32 protein-coding genes are annotated in these 22,110 nt (G+C 73.7%); 17 read left to right on the forward strand and 15 right to left on the reverse strand.

The annotated features are described in order from the left end of the window. The first annotated feature begins 114 nt into the window (after positions 1-114). Genes AC1DT4_RS04645 through AC1DT4_RS04655 form a run of 3 tightly spaced genes read left to right on the forward strand, consistent with a single transcriptional unit; the run spans position 115 to position 2,686 of the window. Entirely contained in the window at positions 115-1,032 is a 918-nt protein-coding gene (locus AC1DT4_RS04645; protein ID WP_477088743.1) for a metalloregulator ArsR/SmtB family transcription factor, read from the forward strand. Beyond that, positions 1,029-1,442, forward strand: coding sequence for an arsenate reductase ArsC (locus tag AC1DT4_RS04650; protein ID WP_477088598.1), 414 nt, complete (start codon positions 1,029-1,031; stop codon positions 1,440-1,442). Before AC1DT4_RS04645 ends, AC1DT4_RS04650 begins: the two co-directional genes overlap by 4 nt. Further along, complete coding sequence (locus tag AC1DT4_RS04655) at positions 1,439-2,686, forward strand: APC family permease (protein ID WP_477088599.1); 1,248 nt, start codon at positions 1,439-1,441, stop codon at positions 2,684-2,686. Before AC1DT4_RS04650 ends, AC1DT4_RS04655 begins: the two co-directional genes overlap by 4 nt. Before the next feature lie 16 nt (positions 2,687-2,702). On the opposite strand, the gene AC1DT4_RS04660 is transcribed toward AC1DT4_RS04655, so the two are convergent. Together AC1DT4_RS04660 and arsM are read right to left on the reverse strand one after the other, a co-directional pair. After that, positions 2,703-2,903, reverse strand: a complete 201-nt coding sequence (locus tag AC1DT4_RS04660; protein WP_477088600.1) for a hypothetical protein — start codon at positions 2,901-2,903, stop codon at positions 2,703-2,705. A gap of 2 nt (positions 2,904-2,905) precedes the next feature. Beyond that, on the reverse strand, positions 2,906-3,655 hold the full coding sequence (gene arsM / locus AC1DT4_RS04665) for an arsenite methyltransferase (RefSeq protein WP_477088744.1): 750 nt from the start codon (positions 3,653-3,655) through the stop codon (positions 2,906-2,908). Positions 3,656-3,745: 90 nt separating this feature from the next. On the opposite strand from arsM, the gene AC1DT4_RS04670 reads away from it, so the two are divergent. Continuing rightward, entirely contained in the window at positions 3,746-4,120 is a 375-nt protein-coding gene (locus AC1DT4_RS04670) for an ArsR/SmtB family transcription factor (RefSeq protein ID WP_477088601.1), read from the forward strand. Beyond that, positions 4,117-4,614, forward strand: coding sequence for an N-acetyltransferase family protein (locus tag AC1DT4_RS04675; RefSeq protein WP_477088602.1), 498 nt, complete (start codon positions 4,117-4,119; stop codon positions 4,612-4,614). Before AC1DT4_RS04670 ends, AC1DT4_RS04675 begins: the two co-directional genes overlap by 4 nt. A 1-nt stretch (position 4,615) precedes the next feature. Here AC1DT4_RS04675 and AC1DT4_RS04680 read toward each other — a convergent pair whose 3' ends face one another. Beyond that, positions 4,616-4,939: an ArsR/SmtB family transcription factor gene (locus tag AC1DT4_RS04680; protein WP_477088603.1), complete on the reverse strand. Its 324-nt coding sequence runs from the start codon at positions 4,937-4,939 to the stop codon at positions 4,616-4,618. Between the two features lie 5 nt (positions 4,940-4,944). After that, positions 4,945-6,141, reverse strand: coding sequence for an MFS transporter (locus AC1DT4_RS04685; protein ID WP_477088604.1), 1,197 nt, complete (start codon positions 6,139-6,141; stop codon positions 4,945-4,947). Between the two features lie 65 nt (positions 6,142-6,206). Between AC1DT4_RS04685 and AC1DT4_RS04690 the strand changes: the two genes are divergently transcribed. Continuing rightward, positions 6,207-6,539, forward strand: a complete 333-nt coding sequence (locus AC1DT4_RS04690) for an ArsR/SmtB family transcription factor (protein WP_477088605.1) — start codon at positions 6,207-6,209, stop codon at positions 6,537-6,539. Further along, on the forward strand, positions 6,530-7,165 hold the full coding sequence (locus tag AC1DT4_RS04695) for a cation diffusion facilitator family transporter (RefSeq protein ID WP_477088606.1): 636 nt from the start codon (positions 6,530-6,532) through the stop codon (positions 7,163-7,165). Before AC1DT4_RS04690 ends, AC1DT4_RS04695 begins: the two co-directional genes overlap by 10 nt. Here the strand turns inward: AC1DT4_RS04695 and AC1DT4_RS04700 are convergent. The 5 genes from AC1DT4_RS04700 to AC1DT4_RS04720 are packed head-to-tail and all read right to left on the reverse strand — an operon-like array spanning position 7,162 to position 9,977. Beyond that, positions 7,162-8,031 (reverse strand): alpha/beta fold hydrolase, encoded by an 870-nt coding sequence (locus AC1DT4_RS04700; RefSeq protein WP_477088607.1) that lies wholly within the window; start codon positions 8,029-8,031, stop codon positions 7,162-7,164. The two genes, AC1DT4_RS04695 and AC1DT4_RS04700, sit on opposite strands and share 4 nt — an antisense overlap. Positions 8,032-8,049: 18 nt before the next feature. Continuing rightward, positions 8,050-8,640, reverse strand: a complete 591-nt coding sequence (locus AC1DT4_RS04705) for a TetR/AcrR family transcriptional regulator (RefSeq protein ID WP_477088608.1) — start codon at positions 8,638-8,640, stop codon at positions 8,050-8,052. Positions 8,641-8,665: 25 nt separating this feature from the next. Then, a complete protein-coding gene (gene crcB / locus AC1DT4_RS04710) occupies positions 8,666-9,031 on the reverse strand; it encodes a fluoride efflux transporter CrcB (protein WP_477088609.1) in 366 nt (121 codons plus the stop codon). Further along, complete coding sequence (locus tag AC1DT4_RS04715) at positions 9,028-9,453, reverse strand: fluoride efflux transporter FluC (RefSeq protein WP_477088610.1); 426 nt, start codon at positions 9,451-9,453, stop codon at positions 9,028-9,030. Before AC1DT4_RS04715 ends, crcB begins: the two co-directional genes overlap by 4 nt. After that, positions 9,450-9,977 (reverse strand): universal stress protein, encoded by a 528-nt coding sequence (locus tag AC1DT4_RS04720; RefSeq protein WP_477088611.1) that lies wholly within the window; start codon positions 9,975-9,977, stop codon positions 9,450-9,452. The genes AC1DT4_RS04715 and AC1DT4_RS04720 overlap by 4 nt, the downstream gene beginning before the upstream one ends. A gap of 52 nt (positions 9,978-10,029) precedes the next feature. Between AC1DT4_RS04720 and AC1DT4_RS04725 the strand changes: the two genes are divergently transcribed. Genes AC1DT4_RS04725 through AC1DT4_RS04735 form a run of 3 tightly spaced genes read left to right on the forward strand, consistent with a single transcriptional unit; the run spans position 10,030 to position 12,270 of the window. Beyond that, a complete protein-coding gene (locus AC1DT4_RS04725) occupies positions 10,030-10,677 on the forward strand; it encodes an NADPH-dependent F420 reductase (protein ID WP_477088612.1) in 648 nt (215 codons plus the stop codon). Positions 10,678-10,723: 46 nt separating this feature from the next. Beyond that, on the forward strand, positions 10,724-11,452 hold the full coding sequence (locus tag AC1DT4_RS04730; protein ID WP_477088613.1) for an SAM-dependent methyltransferase: 729 nt from the start codon (positions 10,724-10,726) through the stop codon (positions 11,450-11,452). Then, a complete protein-coding gene (locus AC1DT4_RS04735) occupies positions 11,452-12,270 on the forward strand; it encodes a class I SAM-dependent methyltransferase (protein ID WP_477088614.1) in 819 nt (272 codons plus the stop codon). Before AC1DT4_RS04730 ends, AC1DT4_RS04735 begins: the two co-directional genes overlap by 1 nt. On the opposite strand, the gene AC1DT4_RS04740 is transcribed toward AC1DT4_RS04735, so the two are convergent. Beyond that, a complete protein-coding gene (locus tag AC1DT4_RS04740) occupies positions 12,263-12,907 on the reverse strand; it encodes a response regulator (RefSeq protein WP_477088615.1) in 645 nt (214 codons plus the stop codon). The genes AC1DT4_RS04735 and AC1DT4_RS04740 overlap by 8 nt on opposite strands. Next, positions 12,904-14,109, reverse strand: a complete 1,206-nt coding sequence (locus AC1DT4_RS04745; protein ID WP_477088616.1) for a sensor histidine kinase — start codon at positions 14,107-14,109, stop codon at positions 12,904-12,906. The genes AC1DT4_RS04740 and AC1DT4_RS04745 overlap by 4 nt, the downstream gene beginning before the upstream one ends. A gap of 160 nt (positions 14,110-14,269) precedes the next feature. On the opposite strand from AC1DT4_RS04745, the gene AC1DT4_RS04750 reads away from it, so the two are divergent. From AC1DT4_RS04750 to AC1DT4_RS04770, 5 genes are all read left to right on the forward strand, one after another. Next, a complete protein-coding gene (locus tag AC1DT4_RS04750) occupies positions 14,270-14,605 on the forward strand; it encodes a VOC family protein (RefSeq protein WP_477088617.1) in 336 nt (111 codons plus the stop codon). 62 nt (positions 14,606-14,667) lie between these two features. Further along, the gene (locus tag AC1DT4_RS04755) at positions 14,668-15,492 is read left to right on the forward strand and encodes an SDR family NAD(P)-dependent oxidoreductase (protein WP_477088618.1); all 825 of its coding nucleotides are present in this window, start codon (positions 14,668-14,670) and stop codon (positions 15,490-15,492) included. 39 nt (positions 15,493-15,531) lie between these two features. After that, on the forward strand, positions 15,532-16,584 hold the full coding sequence (locus tag AC1DT4_RS04760) for an NAD(P)-dependent alcohol dehydrogenase (RefSeq protein WP_477088619.1): 1,053 nt from the start codon (positions 15,532-15,534) through the stop codon (positions 16,582-16,584). A gap of 241 nt (positions 16,585-16,825) precedes the next feature. Further along, the gene (locus AC1DT4_RS04765; RefSeq protein WP_477088620.1) at positions 16,826-17,545 is read left to right on the forward strand and encodes a YqjF family protein; all 720 of its coding nucleotides are present in this window, start codon (positions 16,826-16,828) and stop codon (positions 17,543-17,545) included. 40 nt (positions 17,546-17,585) lie between these two features. Further along, the gene (locus tag AC1DT4_RS04770) at positions 17,586-18,758 is read left to right on the forward strand and encodes a low temperature requirement protein A (protein ID WP_477088621.1); all 1,173 of its coding nucleotides are present in this window, start codon (positions 17,586-17,588) and stop codon (positions 18,756-18,758) included. Positions 18,759-18,922: 164 nt separating this feature from the next. Here AC1DT4_RS04770 and AC1DT4_RS04775 read toward each other — a convergent pair whose 3' ends face one another. The 4 genes from AC1DT4_RS04775 to AC1DT4_RS04790 all read right to left on the reverse strand — a co-directional run bounded on the left by AC1DT4_RS04775 (position 18,923) and on the right by AC1DT4_RS04790 (position 21,282). Further along, positions 18,923-19,714, reverse strand: coding sequence for a PadR family transcriptional regulator (locus AC1DT4_RS04775; protein ID WP_477088622.1), 792 nt, complete (start codon positions 19,712-19,714; stop codon positions 18,923-18,925). A 136-nt stretch (positions 19,715-19,850) separates the two neighbouring features. Continuing rightward, entirely contained in the window at positions 19,851-20,558 is a 708-nt protein-coding gene (locus AC1DT4_RS04780; RefSeq protein ID WP_477088623.1) for an SDR family NAD(P)-dependent oxidoreductase, read from the reverse strand. Positions 20,559-20,593: 35 nt separating this feature from the next. Then, on the reverse strand, positions 20,594-20,992 hold the full coding sequence (locus AC1DT4_RS04785; RefSeq protein WP_477088745.1) for a VOC family protein: 399 nt from the start codon (positions 20,990-20,992) through the stop codon (positions 20,594-20,596). Next, positions 20,992-21,282, reverse strand: coding sequence for an ArsR/SmtB family transcription factor (locus tag AC1DT4_RS04790; RefSeq protein WP_477088624.1), 291 nt, complete (start codon positions 21,280-21,282; stop codon positions 20,992-20,994). The genes AC1DT4_RS04785 and AC1DT4_RS04790 overlap by 1 nt, the downstream gene beginning before the upstream one ends. A gap of 112 nt (positions 21,283-21,394) precedes the next feature. Between AC1DT4_RS04790 and AC1DT4_RS04795 the strand changes: the two genes are divergently transcribed. Beyond that, positions 21,395-21,757: a YciI family protein gene (locus tag AC1DT4_RS04795; RefSeq protein WP_477088625.1), complete on the forward strand. Its 363-nt coding sequence runs from the start codon at positions 21,395-21,397 to the stop codon at positions 21,755-21,757. Beyond that, entirely contained in the window at positions 21,754-22,104 is a 351-nt protein-coding gene (locus AC1DT4_RS04800; protein ID WP_477088626.1) for a YciI family protein, read from the forward strand. Before AC1DT4_RS04795 ends, AC1DT4_RS04800 begins: the two co-directional genes overlap by 4 nt. The last annotated feature ends 6 nt before the right edge of the window (positions 22,105-22,110 follow it).

Raw genomic sequence — 22,110 nt, forward strand, 5'->3', positions numbered from 1 at the left:
CGCCACCACCGCATCGGCATCCGCCGCCCGGCTCGTGAGTGCGCCGCCGCGGAGAGGCATTTGACGTCTGCATCGAGATTCATCAATATAGGCAGCGTGACCTCGACCATCGCGATGAGCGCGCCCGCCGCGCACGACGTGGCGCGGGCGCTCAAGGCGCTGGCCGACCCGCTGCGGTTGCGGGCGCTCTCGCTGATCGCCGCGAGCCCGTCCGGCGAGGCGTGCGTCCTCGACATCAGCGAGCTCACGAACGTGTCGCAGCCGACCGTGTCGCACCACCTCAAGGTGCTCCGGGACGCCGGCCTGGTCACGGCCGAGCGGCGCGGGACCTGGGTCTGGTACCGGATCGCCCCCGACCACCGGGTCGCGGTGCGCGCGGTGCTGGAGGGGTTCGCCGCGGTCGACTCCCGGCCGCCCCAGCCGCAGCCCGACCTCGACCACGACCTCGACGCCGTCGCGGCCGCGCTCGCCCCCCGCTACCCCACGCTCGACCCGGCGCGCGTGCGGGACGTCGTCCGCGACTCGTCCACCGCGCTCGCGCGGACCGCCGGGGTCGGTGCCCAGCTCGTCGGGCTGACGGACCGGTTCGCGCGGCAGCGGCTCGACGACCTGGCCCGCATCGAGGGCGGATCGACCGTGCCGCGGGTGCTGTTCGTCTGCGTCGCGAACGCGGGCCGCTCGCAGCTGGCCGCCGCCCTGCTGCAGCACTACGCCGGCACCACCGTCCTGGCGCGCTCGGCGGGGTCGCGGCCCGCGGCAGCCATCCACACCCACGTCCGCCCGGAGCTCGAGGCCCTGGGTGCCGACGGGTTCCCGAAGCCGCTGACCGACGACGCGGTCCGTGCCGCCGACGTCGTCGTGACCATGGGCTGCGGCGACGTCTGCCCGGTCTACCCCGGCATCCGCTACGAGGACTGGGCCGTCGGCGACCCGGCCCTCGCGTCCCCCGCAGGCGTCGAGGCCATCCGCGCCGACATCGACGCCCGCGTCCGCCGCCTGCTCGCCTCGCTCGACACCCCTGGAGAGTCATGACCACGCCCAGCGTCCTGTTCGTCTGCGTCCACAACGCGGGCCGGTCCCAGATGGCGGCGGGCTTCCTCACCGCCCTGTCCGGCGGCGCGGTCGAGGTCCGGTCGGCCGGGTCGATGCCGGCCGACCGGGTCAACGCCGTCGCGGTCGACGCCATGGCCGAGGTCGGGATCGACATCCGCGCCGAGCAGCCCAAGGTCCTCACGACGGAGGCCGTGCAGGCGTCGGACGTCGTCGTGACGATGGGCTGCGGCGACGCGTGCCCGTACTTCCCGGGCAAGCGGTACGAGGACTGGGTGCTCGAGGACCCCGCCGGTCAGGGGATCGAGTCGGTGCGTCCGATCCGCGACGAGATCCGCGGGCGGATCCTCACGCTCCTCGACGAGCTGGGCGTCCAGGCCGTCGGCGCGTGACCGCGCTCGTCCGGCGGCTCGGGGTCACCGACGCCGTCGTCATCGGGCTGGGCGCGATGCTCGGCGCCGGGGTCTTCGCGGCGTTCGCGCCGGCTGCGCAGGCCGCCGGGTCGGGTCTGCTCATCGGGCTCGGCATCGCCGCGGTGGTGGCGTTCTGCAACGCCACGTCGTCCGCGCGGCTGGCGGCCGTCCACCCGGCGTCCGGCGGGACCTACGTCTACGCGCGTCGTCGCCTCGGCCCGTTCTGGGGGTTCCAGGCCGGGTGGTCGTTCGTCGTCGGCAAGACCGCGAGCTGTGCGGCGATGGCGCTGACGTTCGCGTCCTACGCCGCGCCGGGGCACGAGCGGCTGGTCGGCATCCTCGCGGTCGTCGCACTCACCGCCCTGAACTACCGCGGCGTGCAGAAGTCGGCCCTGGTCACACGCGTGATCGTCGCGCTCACGCTGGTCACTCTGGCGGTCGTCGTCGTGGCCGCCCTGGCCGGCGGCACCGCGAGCACCGCCCGGCTGAGCCCGTTCCCCGGCGGCGACCTGCGCGGCATCCTGCAGTCCGCGGGGCTGCTGTTCTTCGCGTTCGCCGGCTACGCGCGGATCGCGACGCTCGGCGAGGAGGTGGTGGACCCGCGCCGCACCATCCCGCGGGCCATCCCGGTCGCGCTCGGCATCGTGCTGGTCGTGTACGTCGTCGTCGGGGTCAGCGCCCTGCTGGCGGTCGGCGCCGACGGGCTCGCGGCGACCACCGCGCCGCTGCGCGCGGTGGTCGAGGCCGGGTCGCTCGCCGCGCTGAGCCCGGTCGTGCAGGTCGGCGCGGCGGTCGCCTCGCTCGGCGCGCTGCTGGCCCTGATCCTCGGGGTGTCGCGCACGACGCTCGCCATGGCGCGGGAACGCGAGCTCCCGCCGTTCCTCGCGGCGATCCATCCCCGGCACGCCGTGCCGTACCGCGCCGAGCTCGCGGTGGCGGCCGTCGTGGTCGTCCTCGTCGCCACCCTCGACGTGCGCGGCGCGATCGGCTTCTCGTCGTTCGGCGTGCTGACGTACTACGCGCTCACCAACGCGAGCGCGCTGCGCCTGGCTCCCGACGAGGGCCGCCCGCCGCGCTGGGTCGCGGTGCTCGGGCTGGCCGGGTGCGTGGTGCTCGCGGTGACCCTGCCGCTCGCCTCCGTGCTCGGTGGCGCGGCCGTGGCGCTGGTCGGGGCGGGCGCGTGGGCGCTGCGCCGGGGACGCGATCGCGCCCACGCGGAATGAGCGCGGTCGCGTCCGGTCAGGCGGTGGCGCAGCAGATCGCCGACGGCGCCGCCTGGCGACGAGGGACGGCGCGCCTGATCCGGACGAGCAACCCGGGACCCGGGCGTCGCGGGGCAGGCGCCCCTGCGCGCTCGCGGAGGGCGAGCCGGCGGCGCAGGTCGGCCTCGAGCTCCCTCTCGCGCTCCTGGTGAAGCAGGGCGAACAGCTCGGGGTGCATGACTACTCCTCGGTGGACGGCTTGCGGGCGCGGACGACGGCACCGTGCATGCCGTCCGCGACCTGGTGGGTGAAGGTGACCTCGGTGTCCGTGAAGCCCGCGGCCGCGAGGCCGTCGAGGTACTCGGTGCGCGACAGCGCCCCGGCGATGCAGCCGACGTACGACCCGCGCTCGGCGCGCTCCTGCGGCGTGAGGTGGTCCTCGGCGACGACGTCCGAGATGCCGACGCGGCCGCCGGGGACGAGCACGCGGTACGCCTCGGTCAGCACCGCCTGCTTGTCGGTGGACAGGTTGACCACGCAGTTGGAGATGACGACGTCGACCACGGCGTCGTCCAGCGGCAGGTCCTCGATGGTCCCCTTGCGGAACTCGACGTTGGTGGCGCCCGCCCGGCCGGCGTTCGCGCGGGCCAGGTCGAGCATCTCGTCCGTCATGTCGACCCCGTAGGCGAAGCCCGTCGGACCGACGCGACGAGCCGAGAGCAGGACGTCGATCCCGCCGCCCGAGCCCAGGTCGAGCACGCGCTCACCGGCGCGCAGCTCCGCCACGGCGAGCGGGTTGCCGCACCCGAGCGACGCGGCGAGCGCCTCGGGCGGGAGGCTCACCGCGTCCTGCGCGTCGTAGAGGCCCGCCCCGAACCGCTCGTCGACCTCGACCGAGCCCGGCGCGCAGCTCCCTGCGCTGCAGCACCCGTCCGCCTGCACCGCGGCCAGCGCGTACCGCTGCCGCACCTGCTCCCGCACGTCGTCCATCTCGTCCGCCTCCTCAGGCATCGACAACCATCGATATGTACCGTGCCCGAGACATCGACATGTGTCAATGTCTGAGGCAGGATGGGTCCCATGGCTCTCGACCTGCTGCCCCTTGCCTCCGCCGCGCCCGCCGCTTGCTGCACACCGCGCACCCGGGACGCGATCTCGGAGCGGGCCGCCGCGGACCTCTCCCAGGTTCTCAAGGCGCTCGCCGACCCGGCGCGGCTGCGGCTGCTGTCGCTGATCGCCGCGCACGACGGGTCCGAGGCCTGCGTGTGCGACCTGACCGACCCGGTGGGCCTGAGCCAGCCGACCGTGTCGCACCACCTCAAGGTGCTGGTCGACGCCGGGCTGATCACGCGCGACAAGCGCGGGGTCTGGGCCTACTACGCGGTCGTGCCGGGCGCGCTCGAGGCCGTCACCCATCAGCTGGGGACGCACCTGACGGCCGGAGCCGACGCATGAGCGTCGAGATCGTCCCGATGACCCCGGCGCACTGGCCCGCGGTCGAGCGCATCTACGCGGCGGGCATCGCGACCGGGCACGCGACCTTCGAGTCGGCGCCGCCCTCCTGGGACGCCTTCGACGCCGGCCGGCTGCCCGACCACCGGCTGGTCGCCCTGGACCTCGACGGCGCGGTGGTCGGCTGGGCCGCGGCCTCGTCGGTCTCCGACCGCTGCGCCTACGCCGGGGTGATCGAGCACTCGGTGTACGTCGACCCGGCCGCCCAGCACCGCGGCATCGGCCGCGCGCTCCTGCAGGCCCTCCTCGACGGCGCCCGGGAGAAGGGCGTGTGGACGGTGCAGTCCGGGATCTTCCCCGAGAACGAGAGCAGCCTCGCGGTCCACGCGGCTGCCGGCTTCCGCGTGGTGGGCACACGGGAGCGGCTGGGGCGGATGACGTACGGGCCGCGCGCCGACCAGTGGCGGGACGTCGTCCTCGTCGAGAAGCGCCTCTGACCTAGCGGTGGTGCGGCGGCACCGGGTACAGGGTGTGCTCCGTGTGCTGCAGCACGTTGGTGACCAGGGCGGACACGTGCTCGTTCGCCTGCGAGTAGTAGATCGTCGTGCCCTCTCGACGTGCGGTGACCAGGCGCCCCGCGCGCAGCTTCGCCAGGTGCTGCGAGACCGCGGGGGTGGGCCGGTCGAGGGCCTCGGCGAGCGCGCTCACCGACATCTCGGTGCCGTCCAGCATCGCGAGCACCGCCAGGCGCGTGCGGTCCGCGAGCAGGCGGAGGATGTCGACCGCGTGGTCGAGGTCGGCGTCGGCGGGGGTCGTGGCCATCGTGGTCATGATCGCAGGCTCACCACCCGCGCGGGCCAGAGCGCCACCGCGGCGATCGTGCCTGCCGTCGCGACGACCGCCAGGACCACGGCGGCGAGCGGGAGGCCGACCGCGCCGAGCCAGCCCGCCAGCGGGTAGGTGACCAGCCAGCACGCGTGCGAGAGCGAGAACTGCGCGGCGAACGCGGCGGGCAGGTCGTCGGCGGGGACCTCCCGGCGCACGAGGCGCCCGACCGGGGTCTCGACGGCGGCCCAGCCGAGCCCGACCAGCACCCACAGGACGCACACGGCCGCCAGGTGGTGCAGCGCGAGCGGGGCGGCGGCGGTCGCGAGGCAGAGCACGACCGCTCCGCCGAGCATGACCGGGCGCTCCGGGAGCCGACGGAGCACGCGCGGGAGCGACAGCGCGGCGGCCATCGAGCCGAGACCGTTGGCGGCGAGCACCAGGGCGACGACCCCGTCCCCCAGCCCGAGCACCCCGCGGACGATGACCACGGTCTGCACCAGGACGAACGCGCCGGCCGCCGCGACGACGAGGTTGAGCGCGAGGATCGGGCGGAGCGCGGGCGTGCGGACGAGGATGTCGGCACCCCGGCGCACCCTCGCGCGGAACGGTGCGGTGGACGGCGCGGGACCGCGCGGCAGGACGACCGAGCTCACCAGCAGCGCGGAGCCGGCGAACCCGGCCGCCGTCCCGACGAACAGCGCGTCCGCCGGCACGACGAGCAGCAGCGCGGCCGCGAGCACGGGCGACAGGACGGCCTCGAGGTCGTAGGCCAGGCGGGACAAGGAGAGGGCCGCGGTGTAGTCGCCCTCGTCGGGCAGGACCTGCGGGATCACCGACTGGAAGGTCGGCGTGAACGTCGCCGACGCCGCCTGCAGGACGAAGATCAGGGCGAACACCTGCCAGACCTCACCGACGAACGGCAGGGCGAGCGCCACCGCGAGGCGCAGGAGGTCCGAGCCGATCATCACCGCGCGCCGGGGAGCCCGGGCGACGACGACGGCGGCGACCGGCGCGACGACGACGTACGCGAGCATCTTGATCGCGAACGCCGTCCCCAGCACGGCGCCGGCGTCGGCGCCCGCGAGGTCGTACGCGAGCAGGCCGAGGGCGACCGTCGCCAGGCCGGTCCCCGCGAGCGCGACCACCTGGGCGCCGAACAGGCGTCGGTAGACCGGGTGGGCGAGGGCGGCGAGCATCCATCCATTATTGCGTAGATACGCAATAAATCGATCGGTTCAGGGAACGCTGTACTCTCGCTCTCATGGAGACGGTCACGCTCACGCACACGGCCGCGCTCGCGCGCCTCGGGCACGCGCTGTCCGACGAGACCCGGACCCGGGTCCTGCTCGCGCTGCGCGAGGCACCCGCCTACCCGTCGGACCTCGCGGACGCGCTCGGCGTCTCGCGCCAGGTCATGTCCAACCAGCTCGCCTGCCTGCGCGGCTGCGGCCTGGTCGAGGCGATCCCCGACGGCCGGCGCACCTGGTACCGGCTCGCCGACCCCCACCTGGCGCCGGCGCTCGACGACCTGCTGCGCCTCGTCGTCGCGGTCGACCCGACCTGCTGCGGCACGGACGGGTGCACGTGCTCGTGACCCGTCGCGCGGTCCTCCAACGACGTATCCGCTGGGTCGTCGCACTGACGATCACCTACAACGTGGTCGAGGGCGTCGTCGCACTCGCGGCCGGGCGGGTCGCCTCGTCGGCGGCGTTGATCGCCTTCGGGCTCGACTCGGTGGTCGAGGTGCTGTCCGCGGCCGCCGTCGCCTGGCAGTTCGCCGCGCCCGACCCCGAGACCCGGGAGCGCACCGCGCTGCGGCTCATCGCCGTGTCGTTCTTCGGCCTCGCGCTGGTCGTGACGGTCGACGCCGCGCGGACCCTGCTCGGGCAGTCGTCACCGGAGCACTCGACCGTGGGCATCGCGCTGGCCGCCGTCAGCCTCGTCGTGATGCCGGTCCTCTCGTGGTTCGAGCGCCGCACGGGGCGCGAGCTCGGCTCGTCGTCCGCCGTGGCCGACTCGAAGCAGACCCTGATCTGCGCCTACCTGTCCGCGGTGCTGCTGGTCGGGCTGGTGCTCAACAGCACGCTCGGCTGGGCGTGGGCCGACCCGCTCGCCGCTCTGGTGATCGCGGGGTTCGCGGTGCACGAGGGCCTCGAGGCGTGGCGCGGGGACGCCTGCCCGACGCCCGTCAGCGCCTTGCTGGTGGCCGACGACGACTAGTCCGAGGCGAACTCGACGATCCGCTTGATCGTCTCCTCGTCGCGCAGGATCCGCCTGTGCCCGAGGCCCTCGCTGACCACCAGCTCCGCACCGGGCCACGCGCGCGCGATCCGGGCGCCGTCCGCGTGGTCGGCCTCCTTGTCGTCTCGGTCGCTCAGGATCAGCGCGGCGGGCAGAGGTCGACCGGCGTTCGCCGCCCGGACCGGGATGTCGAGGTCGGCCAGCCGACGGCCGGCGAGGGCCTCCATCCGGACGACGAACCGGTGCCGGGTCCGCTCGCTGAAGCCCAGGGTGTGGGCGAAGCCGACGGTGTACGTGCTCGGGTCCGCCAGCGGCGTCACCAGCACGAGCCGCTGCGTCGCCGTGCCGTCCAGCACGGCGAGCGCGCTGGCCGCCGCACCCATCGAGTGCCCGACGACGGCATGCGCCGGACCCTGCGCGGCGATCACCGTGTCCAGGGCGGACATCATCTCGGGCAGGGTCGTCCGCCGACGCCCGAGATCGCCCGCGCCCGAGTCGCCCTGGGCGGGGGCGTCGTAGGCCACCACCCTCAGCCCGGCCGCGACCAGGGGCTCGACCAGCGAGGCGAGCTGGCCGCGGTGACCACCCCAGCCGTGCACCAGGTAGACGGCGGGGCCGTCGCCCCACGTCTGGCCGACGATCGGGCCCACCCGGAACGCCGTGCCGCCCGGGATCGTCGGCCGGTGCGTCGCGCGGGCCGGCCGGCACCACAACCGCAGGGCGCCGCGGGCCACGAGCTCCGGCGCGACCCGGTCGAGCGCGCCGACCGCGGAGCTGACCAGCGGGGGGATCGGGGGCAGTTGCGTACGAACGGTCGTGCTTTTTTCGGTCGACGGGGAGGTCATGGCGTGCTCCTTCGGGGGTCAGTCGGTGCGGAGGAGCGACTGCATGAGCCGCTCGAAGGCGAACCGCGTGCGGGACTCGGAGGCCGGGTCGCGCAGCAGCCGGAACGCGTGGAAGTGGGCGAGCAGCAGGCCGTGCATGTCGTGGGCGAACTGCTCCGGCGCGAGGTCCTCGCGGAACGCCCCGTCCTTCGCGCCGGACCGGTACACCTGCGCGAGCGTGTCCTGCAGGTCCCAGTGGTCCCGCACGAGCTGGTCGCGCACCGGTCCGGGCTGATCGTCGAACTCGGTGGCCGCCGACACGAACAGGCAGCCCGCGGCGCCCGACGACGAGGTGGTCAGCCAGCGTTCGAACAGCACCCGGACCCGCGGCTCGCCGCGCGGTGCCCCAAGAGCCGGCCGGATCACCTGGTCGACGAAGTCCTCCCGCGCGCGGGCCAGCACCGCGAGCTGCAGCGCCTCCTTGGAACGGAAGTGGGCGTACAGGCCGCTCTTCGACAGGTCGGTCGCCGAGGCGAGCGTGCCGATGGTCAACCCGGAGACACCGAGGCGCCCGGCGATCTCGACCGCCTGGTCGATCACCGCCTGCCGCGTCGCCTCACCCTTGGACATACGACATGAATAGCACGACCGTGCGTCAGAGCGCCATCAGCCCGACGCCCAGGGCGGCGGCGCCGAGGCAGAGCAGCACAGATCCCACGGCGTTCACGGTCGCGCGGCGCACCTCCCCCGCCTGAATCAGCCGGACCGTCTCCACCATGGCGGTCGAGAACGTGGTGTACCCGCCGCAGAACCCCGTCGCGGCGATCGCCAGCCACGTGGGACCGAGCCCGTGGTAGAGGTGCGCGCCGTTCAGCAGGCCGATGAGGAAGGACCCCGAGACGTTGACCACGAGCGTGGCCACCGGGAACGCGCGGGTCCACCGGCTGCGCACGGAGCCGTCGACGACGAACCGCGTCGCGGCGCCGATGCCGCCGAGCACGGCGATGAGCAGGACGGTCATCGCGCCTGCCGCCACGTGTGGTGCCGGGCCGCGAGCGCGATCCCCGCGACGCACGCGAGCAGCCCGAGGACCACGCTGAGGGCGCCGTAGACCAGCGACATCGTCACCTGGCCGGCGGCGATCAGGCGCTCCATCTCGAGGGCGAGGCTGCTGAACGTGGTGAAGCCGCCGAGCACGCCGGTCCCCGCCCCGAGCCGCACGAGCCGCCCGCGTCGCGACTCCGACCCGCGCCGCAGCAGCGCCTCGAGCAGGGCGCCCAGCAGGAACGAGCCGAGCACGTTCTCGACGAACGTCGCGGTCGGCCAGCCCGAGGCCGACGTGCCGACGGCCTCGGTCAGCGCCCACCGCGCGGTCGTGCCCAGCGCACCGCCGAGCGCGACGACCGCGACCAGCCTCGGGTCGAGGTGAGGCGGTCGGGTCACCGAGACGGCTCCTCGGGTGTCAACGGCACGATCGTGACCGGCAGGGGCTGCGTGTGCGCGAGGTGCCCGGCGGTCGACCCGCCGATGAGGTGGTTCATCCAGCCGCCGAGCCCCGGGCGCCGGCTGCCGATCACGATCATCGTCGCGCCGACCTCCTGGGCCACCCGCGCCAGCGCGCGGGACGCCTCGCCCACGGTGTAGACGAACCGCCACGGCAGCTCGACGCCCTCCAGGTGGCTCGCGACCTGCGCCGCCGTCGCGGTCTCGGCCACGCCGTCGCCCTCCTGGCTGTCGGCGTGGTCCGGGTCCAGCGGGGTGGTGACCAGCGTGCCGTCGGGCTCCTGGGCGACGAAGGTCCGCGCGGGGTCGGACCAGACGCAGACGAGCCCGGCGCCCAGCGACCGGGCGAGGCTCGCGGCCTGGTGGACGACCGCCGGGGACTGGTGCGGGAGCACGCCCACGACGACCGTCGGGGCGCCCGGCACCGGCGTCCCGTGCCACGGGTGCGGTGCGGAGCGGGTCACCCGCCGAGGCTACGCGGGAACAGGGCGACCGACGCGGAGGTTGCGGTGACCCATGACCACCATCGGATTCATCGGCGCCGGACACATCGGCGGCACCCTCGCCCAGCTCGCGATCGAGAACGGCTACGACGTCGTCGTCAGCAACTCCCGCGGGCCGGAGACTCTCACAGACCTGGTGCAGCAGCTGGGCGACCGCGCGCGGGCCGGCACCCCGGCCGAGGCGGCGGCCGCCGGCGACATCGTCGTGGTGACCATCCCGACCAAGAACGTCCCCGACGTCCCCGTGCAGCCCCTCGTCGGCAAGGTCGTCATCGACACCAACAACTACTACCCGCAGCGCGACGGGCAGATCGAGGCGCTCGACAACGAGTCGACCACCGTGTCGGAGCTGCTCCAGAGCCACCTGCCGGAGTCCCACGTGGTGAAGGCGTTCAACAACATCGCGTTCAACGACCTGGGCTCGCAGGGCGTGCCCGCGGGGACGCCGAACCGCCGCGCGCTGTCGATCGCGGGCGACTCCGCCGACGCCAAGGCCACGGTGTCCGCACTGATCGAGCAGTTCGGGTTCGACGTCGTCGACGCGGGCGAGCTGGCCGAGGGCTGGCGCGCCCAGCGCGACGAGCCCGCCTACGTGCAGCCCTACGACGCCGACGGCATGCGCGCGGCGCTGGCGAAGGCGGTCCGCTACCGCGACCAGTGAGGTATTGACCTCGCTCGACCGACCGACCGGTCGTAGCGTCCGGGCCATGACCGACCCGCTCCGCCACCACACGATCCGCGAGAGCACGCACCGGATCCTCGACCCGTTCACGGACGCCCAGCTGGCGACCCTCGGCCGCGCGCTGCACCTGCGCGCGGGCGACACGGTGCTCGACCTCGCGTGCGGCAAAGGTGAGCTGCTCTGCACGTGGGCCCGCGACCACGGGGTCGTCGGCACGGGCGTCGACCTCAACCCACCGTTCGTCGCCGCGGCCCGCGAGCGCGCCACCGCGCTCGGGGTCGCGGTGACGTTCGTCCAGGCCGACGCCTCCGACTACGTCGCGGACACGGCCGTCGACGTCGCCGCGTGCGTGGGGGCGACGTGGATCGGCGGCGGCGTGGTCGGCACCCTGGCCCTGCTCGAGCGGTCCTTGCGGCCGGGCGGGATCGCGCTGGTGGGCGAGCCGTTCTGGCGCTCCGAGCCCCCCGCCGCGGCGCGGACCCTGATCGGCGACTTCCGCACCCTGCCGGGCCTGGTCGAGGAGACGCGCGACGCCGGCTGGGACCTGGTCGAGATGGTGCTGGCCGACGAGGCCAGCTGGGACCGGTACGTCGCCGCGCAGTGGCTCAACATGCGCCGGTTCCTCGACGAGCACCCCGACGACCCCCTCGCCCCCGCGTTCCGCGAGGAGCTCTCGACGGCACCGCTGGCGTACGTGACGTACCAGCGCCCGTACCTCGGGTGGGGCGTGCTCGCGCTGGTGAAGCGGGCCTGATGGACGCGGCCGCGGTCCGGGCGTACTACGCGGCGAAGAGCCAGCACGAGCGTGACCGGCTGCTCTCCGCCGAGGGGCTCCTGGAGCGCGTGCTGACCACGCGGCTGCTCGAGCCGCACCTCGGCGAGCCCGGGCGCGCGCTCGACCTGGGCGGCGGCACGGGACCGTACTCCGTCTGGCTGGCCGAGCTGGGCTGGGACGTCACGCTGGCCGACCTGTCCCCCGAGCTGCTCGAGATCGCCGCGTCGTCGCTGCCCGCCGGCACCGTCCGCGAGGTGGTCGAGATCGACGCCCGCGACCTCTCCCGGTGGGACGACGGGACGTTCGACGCCGTCCTCTCGCTCGGTCCGATGTACCACCTGACCAGTCCCGCCGACCGGTCCAGGGCCGCCGACGAGCTGGCACGCGTGATCCGGCCCGGTGGCCTGGTCGCCGTCGCGCTCATGCCGCGGTACGTGTCGCTGCGGCGGCTGCTCTCGCTGCCCGACGAGCGCTGGCAGCTGGCCGACCCGGCGTTCCTCGACCGCGTCCTCGACGACGGCGTCTTCGACAACGCGGTGCCCGGCCGGTTCACGCAGGTGTTCGGCGTCGAGCCGTCCGCCGTCGAGCCGTTCTTCTCGTCGCACGGGTTCGACCCGGTCCTGCTCGCCTCGACCCACGGGTTCCTCACGGGGGTCGAGGACGGGTTCGAGGCGCTGCGCGTCGAGCAGCCGGCGGCCTACCTGCGGCTGCTCGACCGGCTGGTCGACCTCGCCGAGGACCCGAGCATCCTGGGCACCGCGGGCCACCTGCTGTACGCCGGCCGACGCGTCAGCTGACCAACCCGGACTCGTACGCCGCGATCACGAGCTGGACCCGGTCACGGCAGCCCAGCTTCCGCAACGCCTCCGACACGTGGGACTTCACCGTCGGCTCGGCGATCCAGAGCTCCGCGGCGATCTCGGCGTTGGACAACCCCCGGGCCACGGCCCCGAGAATCTCGCGCTCGCGGGGCGTGAGGTCGGCGAGGCCCTTCACCGGCGTCCGCTGTGGCGTCCGCGTCGTGAAGTCCTCGACGAGCCGCCGCGTGACCGTCGGGCCCAGCAGCATCGACCCCTCCGCGACCATCCGGACCGCCTCCACCAACCTGTCCGCCGTCACGTCCTTGAGCAGGAATCCGCTGGCTCCCGCGCGCAGGGCGTCGTAGACGTACTCGTCCAGATCGAACGTCGTGAGGATCAGGACACGGGTGCCCGGGTGCTGCGCGCTGATCTGTGCCGTCGCCGCGATGCCGTCGAGCACCGGCATCCGGACATCGACCACCGCGACGTCCGGCCGCTCTCGGGCGACCAGGTCGAGCAGCTCTCGGCCGTCCGTCGCGGCGCCGACCACCTCGAGGTCCGGGGCCGCGCCGATGATCGCGGCGAAGCCCTGCAGGACGACCGGCTGGTCGTCGGCGACCACGACGCGGGTCACGTGGGCACGACGATCTCGAGCACGAACTCCTTGTCGACGACCACCGCCGTCATGGTGCCACCGAGCGCCTCCACGCGCTCCCGCATGCCGACGAGGCCGCGTCCGTCGGCAGCGGCGGCGTCCGTCGGGTTGCTCATGCGGAACCCGGCGGCACTGTCGGTCTGCGTCCGCACCAGCGTCGTCGACGTGCCCGGTGCGTGCCGCCGCGCGTTGGTCAGGCCCTCCTGCACCGCGCGGTAGAGCACGTACCCGACGGCCGGCGGGACGTCGTGCCACGCCCCCTCGAGCTCGACCGTCTGCCCCGCCGCGACGGCGCTGGCCACCAGCGTGTCCACGTCGCACGCCGTCGGCTGAGGGGTGCGATCACCGTCGTCGGACGTGCGCTGCAGGACGACGAGCACCTGGCGCAGCTCGGTCAGCGCCTCGCGGGCGTCGAGAGCGATCGCCGCCAGGACCCCGCGGGCATCGTCGTTCAGGCCCGGGTGGAGGTAGGGCGCCGACTCCGCGCGGACCGCGACGAGGGAGACGTGGTGCGCGACGACGTCGTGCAGGTCGCGGGCCAGCCGGGCTCGTTCACCGGCGAGGGACTCGACCTGGAGGGCGTGCTGCTCGGTGAGCTCGGCCTCGGCCTCCCGCAGCCGGGAGCGCCTCGTGGTACCGATGGCCGCCGCGACGCCGACCACGGCCAGGACCCAGAAGGAGTAGATGGCGAGGGTGCCCCACTCGTAACCCGAGCCCGTCCCCGAGGTGACCGCGCCGATGGGCAGGAACGCGGGGGTCTCCGTACCGCAGTACCAGGCCGCGACGAGCAGGGTGGCGGCCGTCGGCACGATCGCGCGGCGGACGCCGTCCAGCGCGGCGAGCGCGGCCACGGCCAGCATGCCGAGCCACCAGCCCCACACGAACCCGCCGTTCCACGGCACCTGGAGGAACGGGAGGAAGGTCAATGCCGTCGCCCACATCGGCCACCGCCGGCCGAGGAGGACACCGGCCACCACGCTCACGCCGGCCACCACGGTGAACGGGTCCGCGCCGCCCGGCGTCGACCAGGACGTCCCGCCGGGGATCGTCGCGTAGTCGACGATCCGGGGGGTGATGAGCAAGAACCCCGCGACCAGCGACGCTGCGGCGATCGACGGCACCCAGTCCCGCCAGCGGGAGCTCGTGCGGGGTGGCGCAGCGGTGAGCACGGCGGTCGTCATGGCGTCATGGTGGCCTCTGGGCCGGTCCCACCACCTCAGCCGCGCGGCGGAGATCGACATCGTCCTGCGGTCGGCCGTCACACTCGTCGGGGCTCGTCCGTCAGACAATCGAGGGCGGCAGAACCACCGCCCGCTGATCACGACACGAAGGAGCACGATCATGACCGATGGCATCAAGACCGTGGTGGTCCCGGTGAGCGACCTGGCCGCCTCGAAGGCGTTCTACACGAAGCTGCTGGGCATCGAGCCGGCCCACGACGCGCCGTACTACGTCGGCTTCGAGGTCGCCGGGCAGCACTTCGGCCTGAACCCCCACGGCGACGTGAGCGCCGGACCGGTCTACTACTGGCACGTCGAGGACCTCGCGGCGACCCGCGACGCGCTCGTCGCCGCGGGCGCGACGGTGATCCAGGACGCGACCCAGGTGGGCGGCACGCGGACGATCGCGACGCTCACGGACATCGACGGGCACACCGTGGGGCTGGCGCAGGACTGAGCGGATCGGCACGGGCGGGCGGATCATGGATCCGCCCGCCCTCGTCGTCCCCGGAGGTCCTCATGCCCACCGTCCTGATCACCGGCACGTCGACGGGCATCGGGCTCGAGACCGCGCTCGCGGCCGCGGACGCGGGCTGGACCACCGTGGCGACCATGCGGGACCTCGCGAAGGCCGGCGAGCTCCGCGAGCGGGGCGCCGGCTTCCCGCTCGACATCCGTCGGCTCGACGTCACCGACGACGCGGGGGTGCTCGACACCGTCGCGGCCGTCGTCGCAGACCACGGTTCGCTGGACGCGGTGGTCAACAACGCCGGCGGGGGGCAGGTCGGGACCGCCGAGACGCTCGGCATGGACGCGTTCCGTTCGTGCATGGAGCTCAACTACTTCGGGGTCGTGCGGATGACGCAGGCCGCCATGCCGCACCTGCGTGCGTCCGGCGGGCGGCTGCTCACCATCAGCTCGGTCGGGGGCGTCGTCGGGCAGCCCTTCAACGACGCCTACTGCGCCGCCAAGTTCGCCGTCGAGGGGTTCCTCGAGAGCCTCGCGCCCGTGGCCGCCGCGGTGGGCGTGGCCGTGATGATCGTCGAGCCCGGGGCCGTGGCCAGCGAGTTCGTCGCCAACGTGGGGCGCCCGTCGTCGGCCACCGACGACGTGTACGGGCCGCTGCTCGCCGCGTACCTCGAGCGGACCGCGGGTGCGTTCGCGCACGCGCAGTCCGCCGACGACGTCGCCGCCCTGCTGGTCGAGCTCCTCATGGACGAGGACCCGCCCGTGCGCGTGCAGACCTCGCCGACCGCCCGGGCGTTCGCGGGCACCAAGCTGGCGGACCTCGACGGGTCCGCGGTGCAGTCGCTGACACGCACGTGGATCGCCGCTGGCGCATGATGGGACCAGCCACCCCGCCGTCCTTCTGAGGAGACCCCTGTGTCCCTGACCGTTCCCGCCCTGCTCACGCCCGCCGCCGGCGCCCCCTTCGAGCGCGGCACCGTCGAGCGCCGCGAGCTGGGTGAGCACGACGTCCTCATCGACATCGCCTACGCCGGCATCTGCCACTCCGACATCCACCAGGCCCGCGAGGAGTGGGGCAAGGCGACCTTCCCGATGGTCCCCGGGCACGAGATCGCCGGCGTCGTCTCGGCCGTCGGCTCGGGCGTCACCAAGCACGCCGTCGGCGACCGCGCCGGTGTCGGCTGCTTCGTCGACTCGTGCCGCGAGTGCGAGATGTGCCTGGCCGGCGAGGAGCAGTTCTGCCTGCGCGGCAACGTGGGCACCTACAACTCGAAGGCCTACGACGGCTCGCCCACCTACGGCGGCTACTCGACGCAGATCGTGGTCGACGAGAACTACGCGCTGCGCATCCCTGCCGGCATCTCCCTGGACGTCGCCGCCCCGCTCCTGTGCGCCGGCATCACGCTCTACTCCCCACTTCGGCACTGGGGCGCGGGCCCGGGGAAGAAGGTCGCCATCGTCGGCATGGGCGGGCTCGGGCACATGGGCGTCCAGCTCGCGCACGCGCTCGGCGCCGAGGTCACCGTGCTCAGCCAGTCGCTGTCCAAGCAGGCCGACGGCCTCGCGCTGGGTGCCGACCACTACTTCGCGACGAGCGACCGCCAGACGTTCCGCGACCTGCGCCGGTCGTTCGACCTCATCATCAGCACGGTCGGCGCGGACATCGACGTCGACGCCTACCTGTCGCTGCTCCGGTTCGAGGGTTCGCTCGTGTTCGTCGGGCTGCCCGAGAACAAGCAGTCGTTCCGCGTCTTCTCGCTCACGGGCGCCCGTCGGAACCTGTCCGGGTCCAACATCGGCGGCATCCGCGAGACCCAGGAGATGCTCGACTTCTGCGCGTCCCACGGCATCGGCTCGCTCATCGAGACCATCGGTGCCGACGACGTCGACAAGGCGTACGACCGCGTGGTGAACAGCGACGTCCGCTACCGCTTCGTCATCGACACCTCCACGATCCCGGCCAGCTGACCGCCGGGCCCCCTGTCCGACCGAGAACGTCACTTCGCCGCGAGAACGTCACCTTGAACTGCCGTTCTCGCGGCGAACTGCCGTTCTCGTCGGCCGCACCCGTGGTGCGCCACGGGCCTTCGTCGACTCGGGTCTGCGAGGTCGTGAGTTGGGGACGTCGTCGTGCGTGGCAACGCACGACGTCGTCGCACACGCACGACCTCGCGCGCAGCTGGCCCGCGGGCGCGCCTACGGTGGCCCGGTGGACCCCATCAGCCCGACCGCGCCGCCGCTCGCCGGGCGCGTGATCCTGTCGCAGGACTGGCAGCGGGTCAGCTTCCTGCACTGGCGGGTGGGTGCCGACGACGTCGCGCCGCTGCTGCCCCCGGGCACGCGGCCCGACGAGGTCGACGGCTCGTCGTGGGTCGGCCTGATCGCCTTCCGCATGGCCCGGTTCACGCTGGTCCCGGGCCCGCCGCTGCCGTACATCGGGACGTTCCCGGAGATCAACGTGCGGCTCTACACCGTGGACGACGAGGGCCGGCGCGGGGTGCTGTTCCGGTCGCTCGAGGCGTCGCGCGTGCTCACCGTGCTCGGCGCGCGGGCCGTGATGAACGTGCCGTACGAGTGGGCGCGGATGTCGATCCGGCGGACCGGAGACGCGATCGACTACCGCTCGACGCGGCTGACCGGCACGCGGCCGTCGTCGCGGATCGTGGTCCGCCCGACGCGGGAGCCGGTCGTCGGCGACCCGCTGGCGGACTTCCTCACGGCGCGGTGGGGCATGCACACCGTGCTGCGCGGCCGGACCCGGTTCGTGCCGAACGAGCACGAGCCCTGGCCGCTGCGGCGGGCGTCCCTGGTGTCGCTGGACGACGAGCTCGTCGCCGCCGCCGGCCTGCCGGGGATCGCCGACCGACCGCCGGACTCCGTCCTGTACTCGCCCGGGGTGCACGCGCGGTTCGCCCCGCCGCTCGCCTGAACCCTCGCCTCCGGGCAGCACGGTCCGGCAAGGTGGGCGCGTGATCCGACGCCTCGGCCTGCGGACCTCCGACGAGGGGCACCGCGTCACCACCTTCGAGCTCTTCTTCGACCTCGTGTACGTGTACGCGTTCACCCAGGTCAGCCGCCTGATGGCCGAGACGCACTCCGGGCTGGGCGTGCTGCAGGCGCTGATCGTCCTCGCGTTCCTCTGGTGGACGTGGACGTCGTACAGCTGGCTCGCCAACCAGTCGCCTGCCGACCAGGGCATCCTGCGGGTGGGGATGGGGGTGGCCATGGCCGCGATCTTCGTCGCGACCCTGGCCGTGCCCGAGGCGTTCGAGGACCTGCCCGGCGGGCTGGACGGACCGCTCGTGCTGGTCGTCGCGTACGCCGTCGTCCGGCTGGTGCACACCTCGCTGTACCTGGTCGCGGGGGCGGGCGACCGGGCGCTGCAGCGCCAGGTGCTGCTGACCCAGGTCGTCGCGATGCTGCCGTCGATCGTGCTGCTGGTGGTCGGCGCGCTGGTCGGGCAGCCCGCGCAGACCTGGATCTGGCTCGGCGCGCTGGTGTGGGACGTGGGGCTGACGCTCCTGACCGGGTGGGGCGGCGACTGGCGACTGCACTCCCCCGCGCACTGGGCCGAGCGCTACGGGCTGGTCGTCATCCTGGCGCTCGGCGAGTCGGTGGTCGCGATCGGCGTCGGCGCCTCCCGCCTGCCGGTCGGCGTCCCCGTGATCGCCGGCGCCGTCCTGTGCATCGCGCTCGCCCTCGTGCTGTGGTGGGTCTACTTCCTGCGGACCGCCGACGTGGCCGAGCACGTCCTCGCGCGGCTCGAGGGTGTGCCCCGCGCCGAGTACGGGACGCTCGCGTACACCTACCTGCACTACGTGCTGATCGCGGGCGTGGTCGTCGCGGCCCTCGGGGTCGAGGAGGCCATGGCGGAGGTCGGGTCGTCCGAGGCGTTCGGCACGTTCGGCGCCGCGGCGCTCGCCGGCGGGGTGGCCACCTACCTCGCCGGGACCGCCGTCTTCCTGCGGTCCGCTCGCGCCGGCTGGCCGGTCGCCCGGCTGCTCGGCGCGGCGGTGACCGTCGCGCTGATCCCGGTGCTCGCGGCTCTGCCGGCGCTCGGCGCGCTCGCCGCGGTGACGGCCGTCGGGTTCGCGTGGGGAGCCGCGGAGCTCCGGACGGGGGGGCCGGCGCGGTCGTCGTGAGTCGCCACGACCCCGCGGTGCAGCCATGGGCGCATCACTCGTGGCCCTGGAGGCGACGGATCCTGCACTCATCGCTGCACCCACGAGCCGGACGCGAGGACGCACCCTACGGACGCGACGAGGCACCCCCGCCATCGCGGGGGTGCCTCGTCGGGATGCGGAGGTCAGTCCTCCGGGGTGGGCTCCGAGGTCGGAGCCGGGTCGCCGGCCAGGATCAGGTAGAGGTCCCGGCGCGCGCGGTCGAGGACCTCGAGGGCCTTGGTGGCCTGCTGGTCCGTGCCCGTGCGGGCGACCTGGTGGGCCGCCGCGGCGAGCGCCTCGAGGGCGCCACGCAGGGCGCGACCGGGGGAGGTCGGCCGGCTCGCGGCGTCCTCCCACGGAGTGCCCAGCTGCTCGGCGTTCGCGGTGACGTAGGTGCCGCCCGCCTCGGTGAGCGTGGCCATCTTGCGGCCCGACTCGGAGGTGATGGCGATCAGGCCCTCGTCCTCGAGCAGGTTGAGCGCCGGGTAGATGGCGCCCGGGCTGGGCCGCCACGTGCCGCCCGACCGCTCGCCGATCTGCTGGATCAGCTGGTAGCCGTGCATCGGCTCCTCGGCGAGGAGCAGCAGGATCGCGGCGCGGATGTCGCCGCGACCGGCGCGCCGGCCGGGCCCGCGACCACCGGGACCGCCGCCGAAGCCGCGCGGACCGCCGGGGCCGAAACCGCCGGGGCCGAAGCCGCCACGGCCGCGGAACTCGCCGTGCCCGCCGTGCCCGCCGTGCTCGTGGTGCTCGTGGTGCTCGTGCGGGAACGCTCCGCGGGGGCCGCCGCGCCGGGGGTCGAAGCCCTCCTCGTAGGGGGCCTCGGGGAAGTCGCCGCGACGGCGACGGTTGCGGCCGCGCTGGGCGGTCGGGTCGGTGGTGTCGAGCTGGGGGCCGGTGAACCGACCGTGGGAGTGGGTGTGGGGGTGTCGCATGAGAGTTCTCCTTGACGATGTGGGCCGCCGGGCCGAGGTGGCCCTCGGCGGGTCCGGGAGGTCTCGCGATCTCGACCGGACGACGTAACGATATATCGTCGATAGATCTTTGACAACTCCTACCGATACATCGTTCTCAGAGGCGCGCCAGCACCGCCCCGCCGTGCACCCCCAGCACCTGGCCCGTGGTCCAGCCCGCACCGGGCGAGGCCAGGTAGGCGACGGCGGCCGCGATCTCCTCGACCGTCCCCGGCCGGCCCATCGGCACGCGGGCCAGCCGCCGTCCGTACTCGGCGTCGTCGAGCCGCCCGGACCAGAACTCGGTGTCCGGCACGAACCCCGGCGCGACGGCGTTCACGGTGATCCCGTCGGCGGCGACGGTCGCGGCGGTCCCCGTGACCCAGGAGTTGATCGCCGCCTTGGCCGCACCGTACGAGCCAGCGCCGCGCAGGGCGGCCACCGAGCTCATCGCGACGATCCGGCCGCCGGGCCGCGGCATGGCCGGCAGCAGGGCCTCGCCCAGCAGCACGGTGGTGAGGACGTTGAGCCGGAACTCCTCGGTCCACAGCTCGGCCGTCGCGCCCAGGCTCGCGTCCCGGGCCTCGAGCGAGCCGCCGGCGTTGAGCACCAGGACGTCGACCGCGCCCAGGCGGTCCGCGAGCGCGGCCACCTCCGTGGGGTCACGCAGGTCCGCGACCTCCACCCGCATCGCCCCCGCGGCGGCCTCCTCGAGCACCTCGCGGCGGCGTCCGACGATCACCACGTCGTCCCCGTCGGCCGCGAGCCTCCGTGCCACCGCGCGCCCGATGCCCGTCCCGCCGCCCGTCACCACCGCAGTCCTCATCGGACCACCGAAACACGCGGGGGGCGGCCTGTCGATCAGGAAGCGGCGGTCATCTGCGCGATCTGGATGAGGTTCCCGCACGTGTCGTCGAGCGTCGCGACGATCACCGGCCCCATGTCCGTCGGCGGCTGCACGAACCGCACGCCGAGCGCGGTCAGCCGCTCGAACTCCGCCTGGATGTCGTCGACCCCGAACGACGTCGCCGGGATGCCGTCCTCGACCAGCGCGGCCTTGTACGGGCCGACCGCGGGGTGCCCGCTGGGCTCGAGCAGCAGCTCCACGCCGTCGGGGGACGCTGGCGAGACGACGGTCAGCCAGCGGTCGTCGCCACCGAGCGGGATGTCGTTCTTCAGCACGAACCCGAGCACGCCCGTGTAGAAGTCGAGCGCCGCGCTCTGGTCGTCGACGAACACGCTGGTCACGGTGATCCGGATCATGAGGTCTCTCCTTCGTCGGGGACGGGCCACCGCTCGGCGATCTCCCGCAGCGGCCCGGTGTCGAGGTGGTGGAACTTGTAGCGGCCCTCGCGGCGGACGACCACCAGGCCGGCCTCCTCGAGGACGTCGAGGTGCTGCGAGACCGCCTGGCGGGTCGAGCCCAGCCCGTGCCGCATGGTCAGCCGCGTGCACAGCTCGAACAACGACTGCCCGTCCCGGTCCTGGAGCTCGTCGAGGATCGCGCGCCGGGTGGCGTCGGCAAGAGCCTTGAAGACGTCCGCTGCCACACCCTCTTTATAGGCAAGCGCTCACTTGCCTGTCAAGGACTGTCGATTTCCGGAACCCTCGCGCGTCATGACCCCGACGGGCAGGGTGGGACCGACGAAGGGAGACGGCGACATGAGCGACCGCTGGATGGTCATGCTGTGGGGCGACGAGGCGTTCTGGGAGAACGCGTCGCCCGAGGTGCGCGACCGCATCATGGGCGAGCACGAGGCGTACTCGACCGCGTGCGACGAGCGCGGCTACAAGATCCTCGGCGGCGACGAGCTGGGGTTCTCGAAGAGCTCGGTGACCGTGCGCGCCGAGGACGGCGCCCTGACCGTGACCGACGGGCCGTTCGTCGAGCTCGCGGAGCACCTGGGCGGCTACTACATCGTCGAGACCGACGACGTGCAGGGCCTCGCCCGGCTCACGGGCGAGCTGCTGCTCACCGACGGCGGGGGCGCCGAGCTGCGTCCCGTGATCGTGCGCCAGCCGTGAGCCCGAAGACGTTCATCGTCCTCATGTACGCCACCGAGGGCGACTGGGACGCGGCCGACGAGGCGACGAAGGCCGAGTACTACCGGCAGCACGGCGACTACGACGACCAGGCCGCCGAATTCGGCGTGACGTTCCTGGCCAGCGAGGCGCTCCAGTCGGTGACCACGGCCGTCACCCTGCGGCGGTCCGGCGACGACGCCGAGATCACCGAAGGCCCCTTCGCGGAGACCGTCGAGCAGCTCGGGGGCTTCTACCTGGTCACGGCGCCCGACCGGGAGGCCGTGCTCAAGCACGCCATGCTGCTGCCCGAGTACACGATCGAGGTCCGCGAGATCGCGCAGATGTGAGTTGTC

Source organism: Cellulomonas sp. P4_D11 (assembly GCF_056401915.1).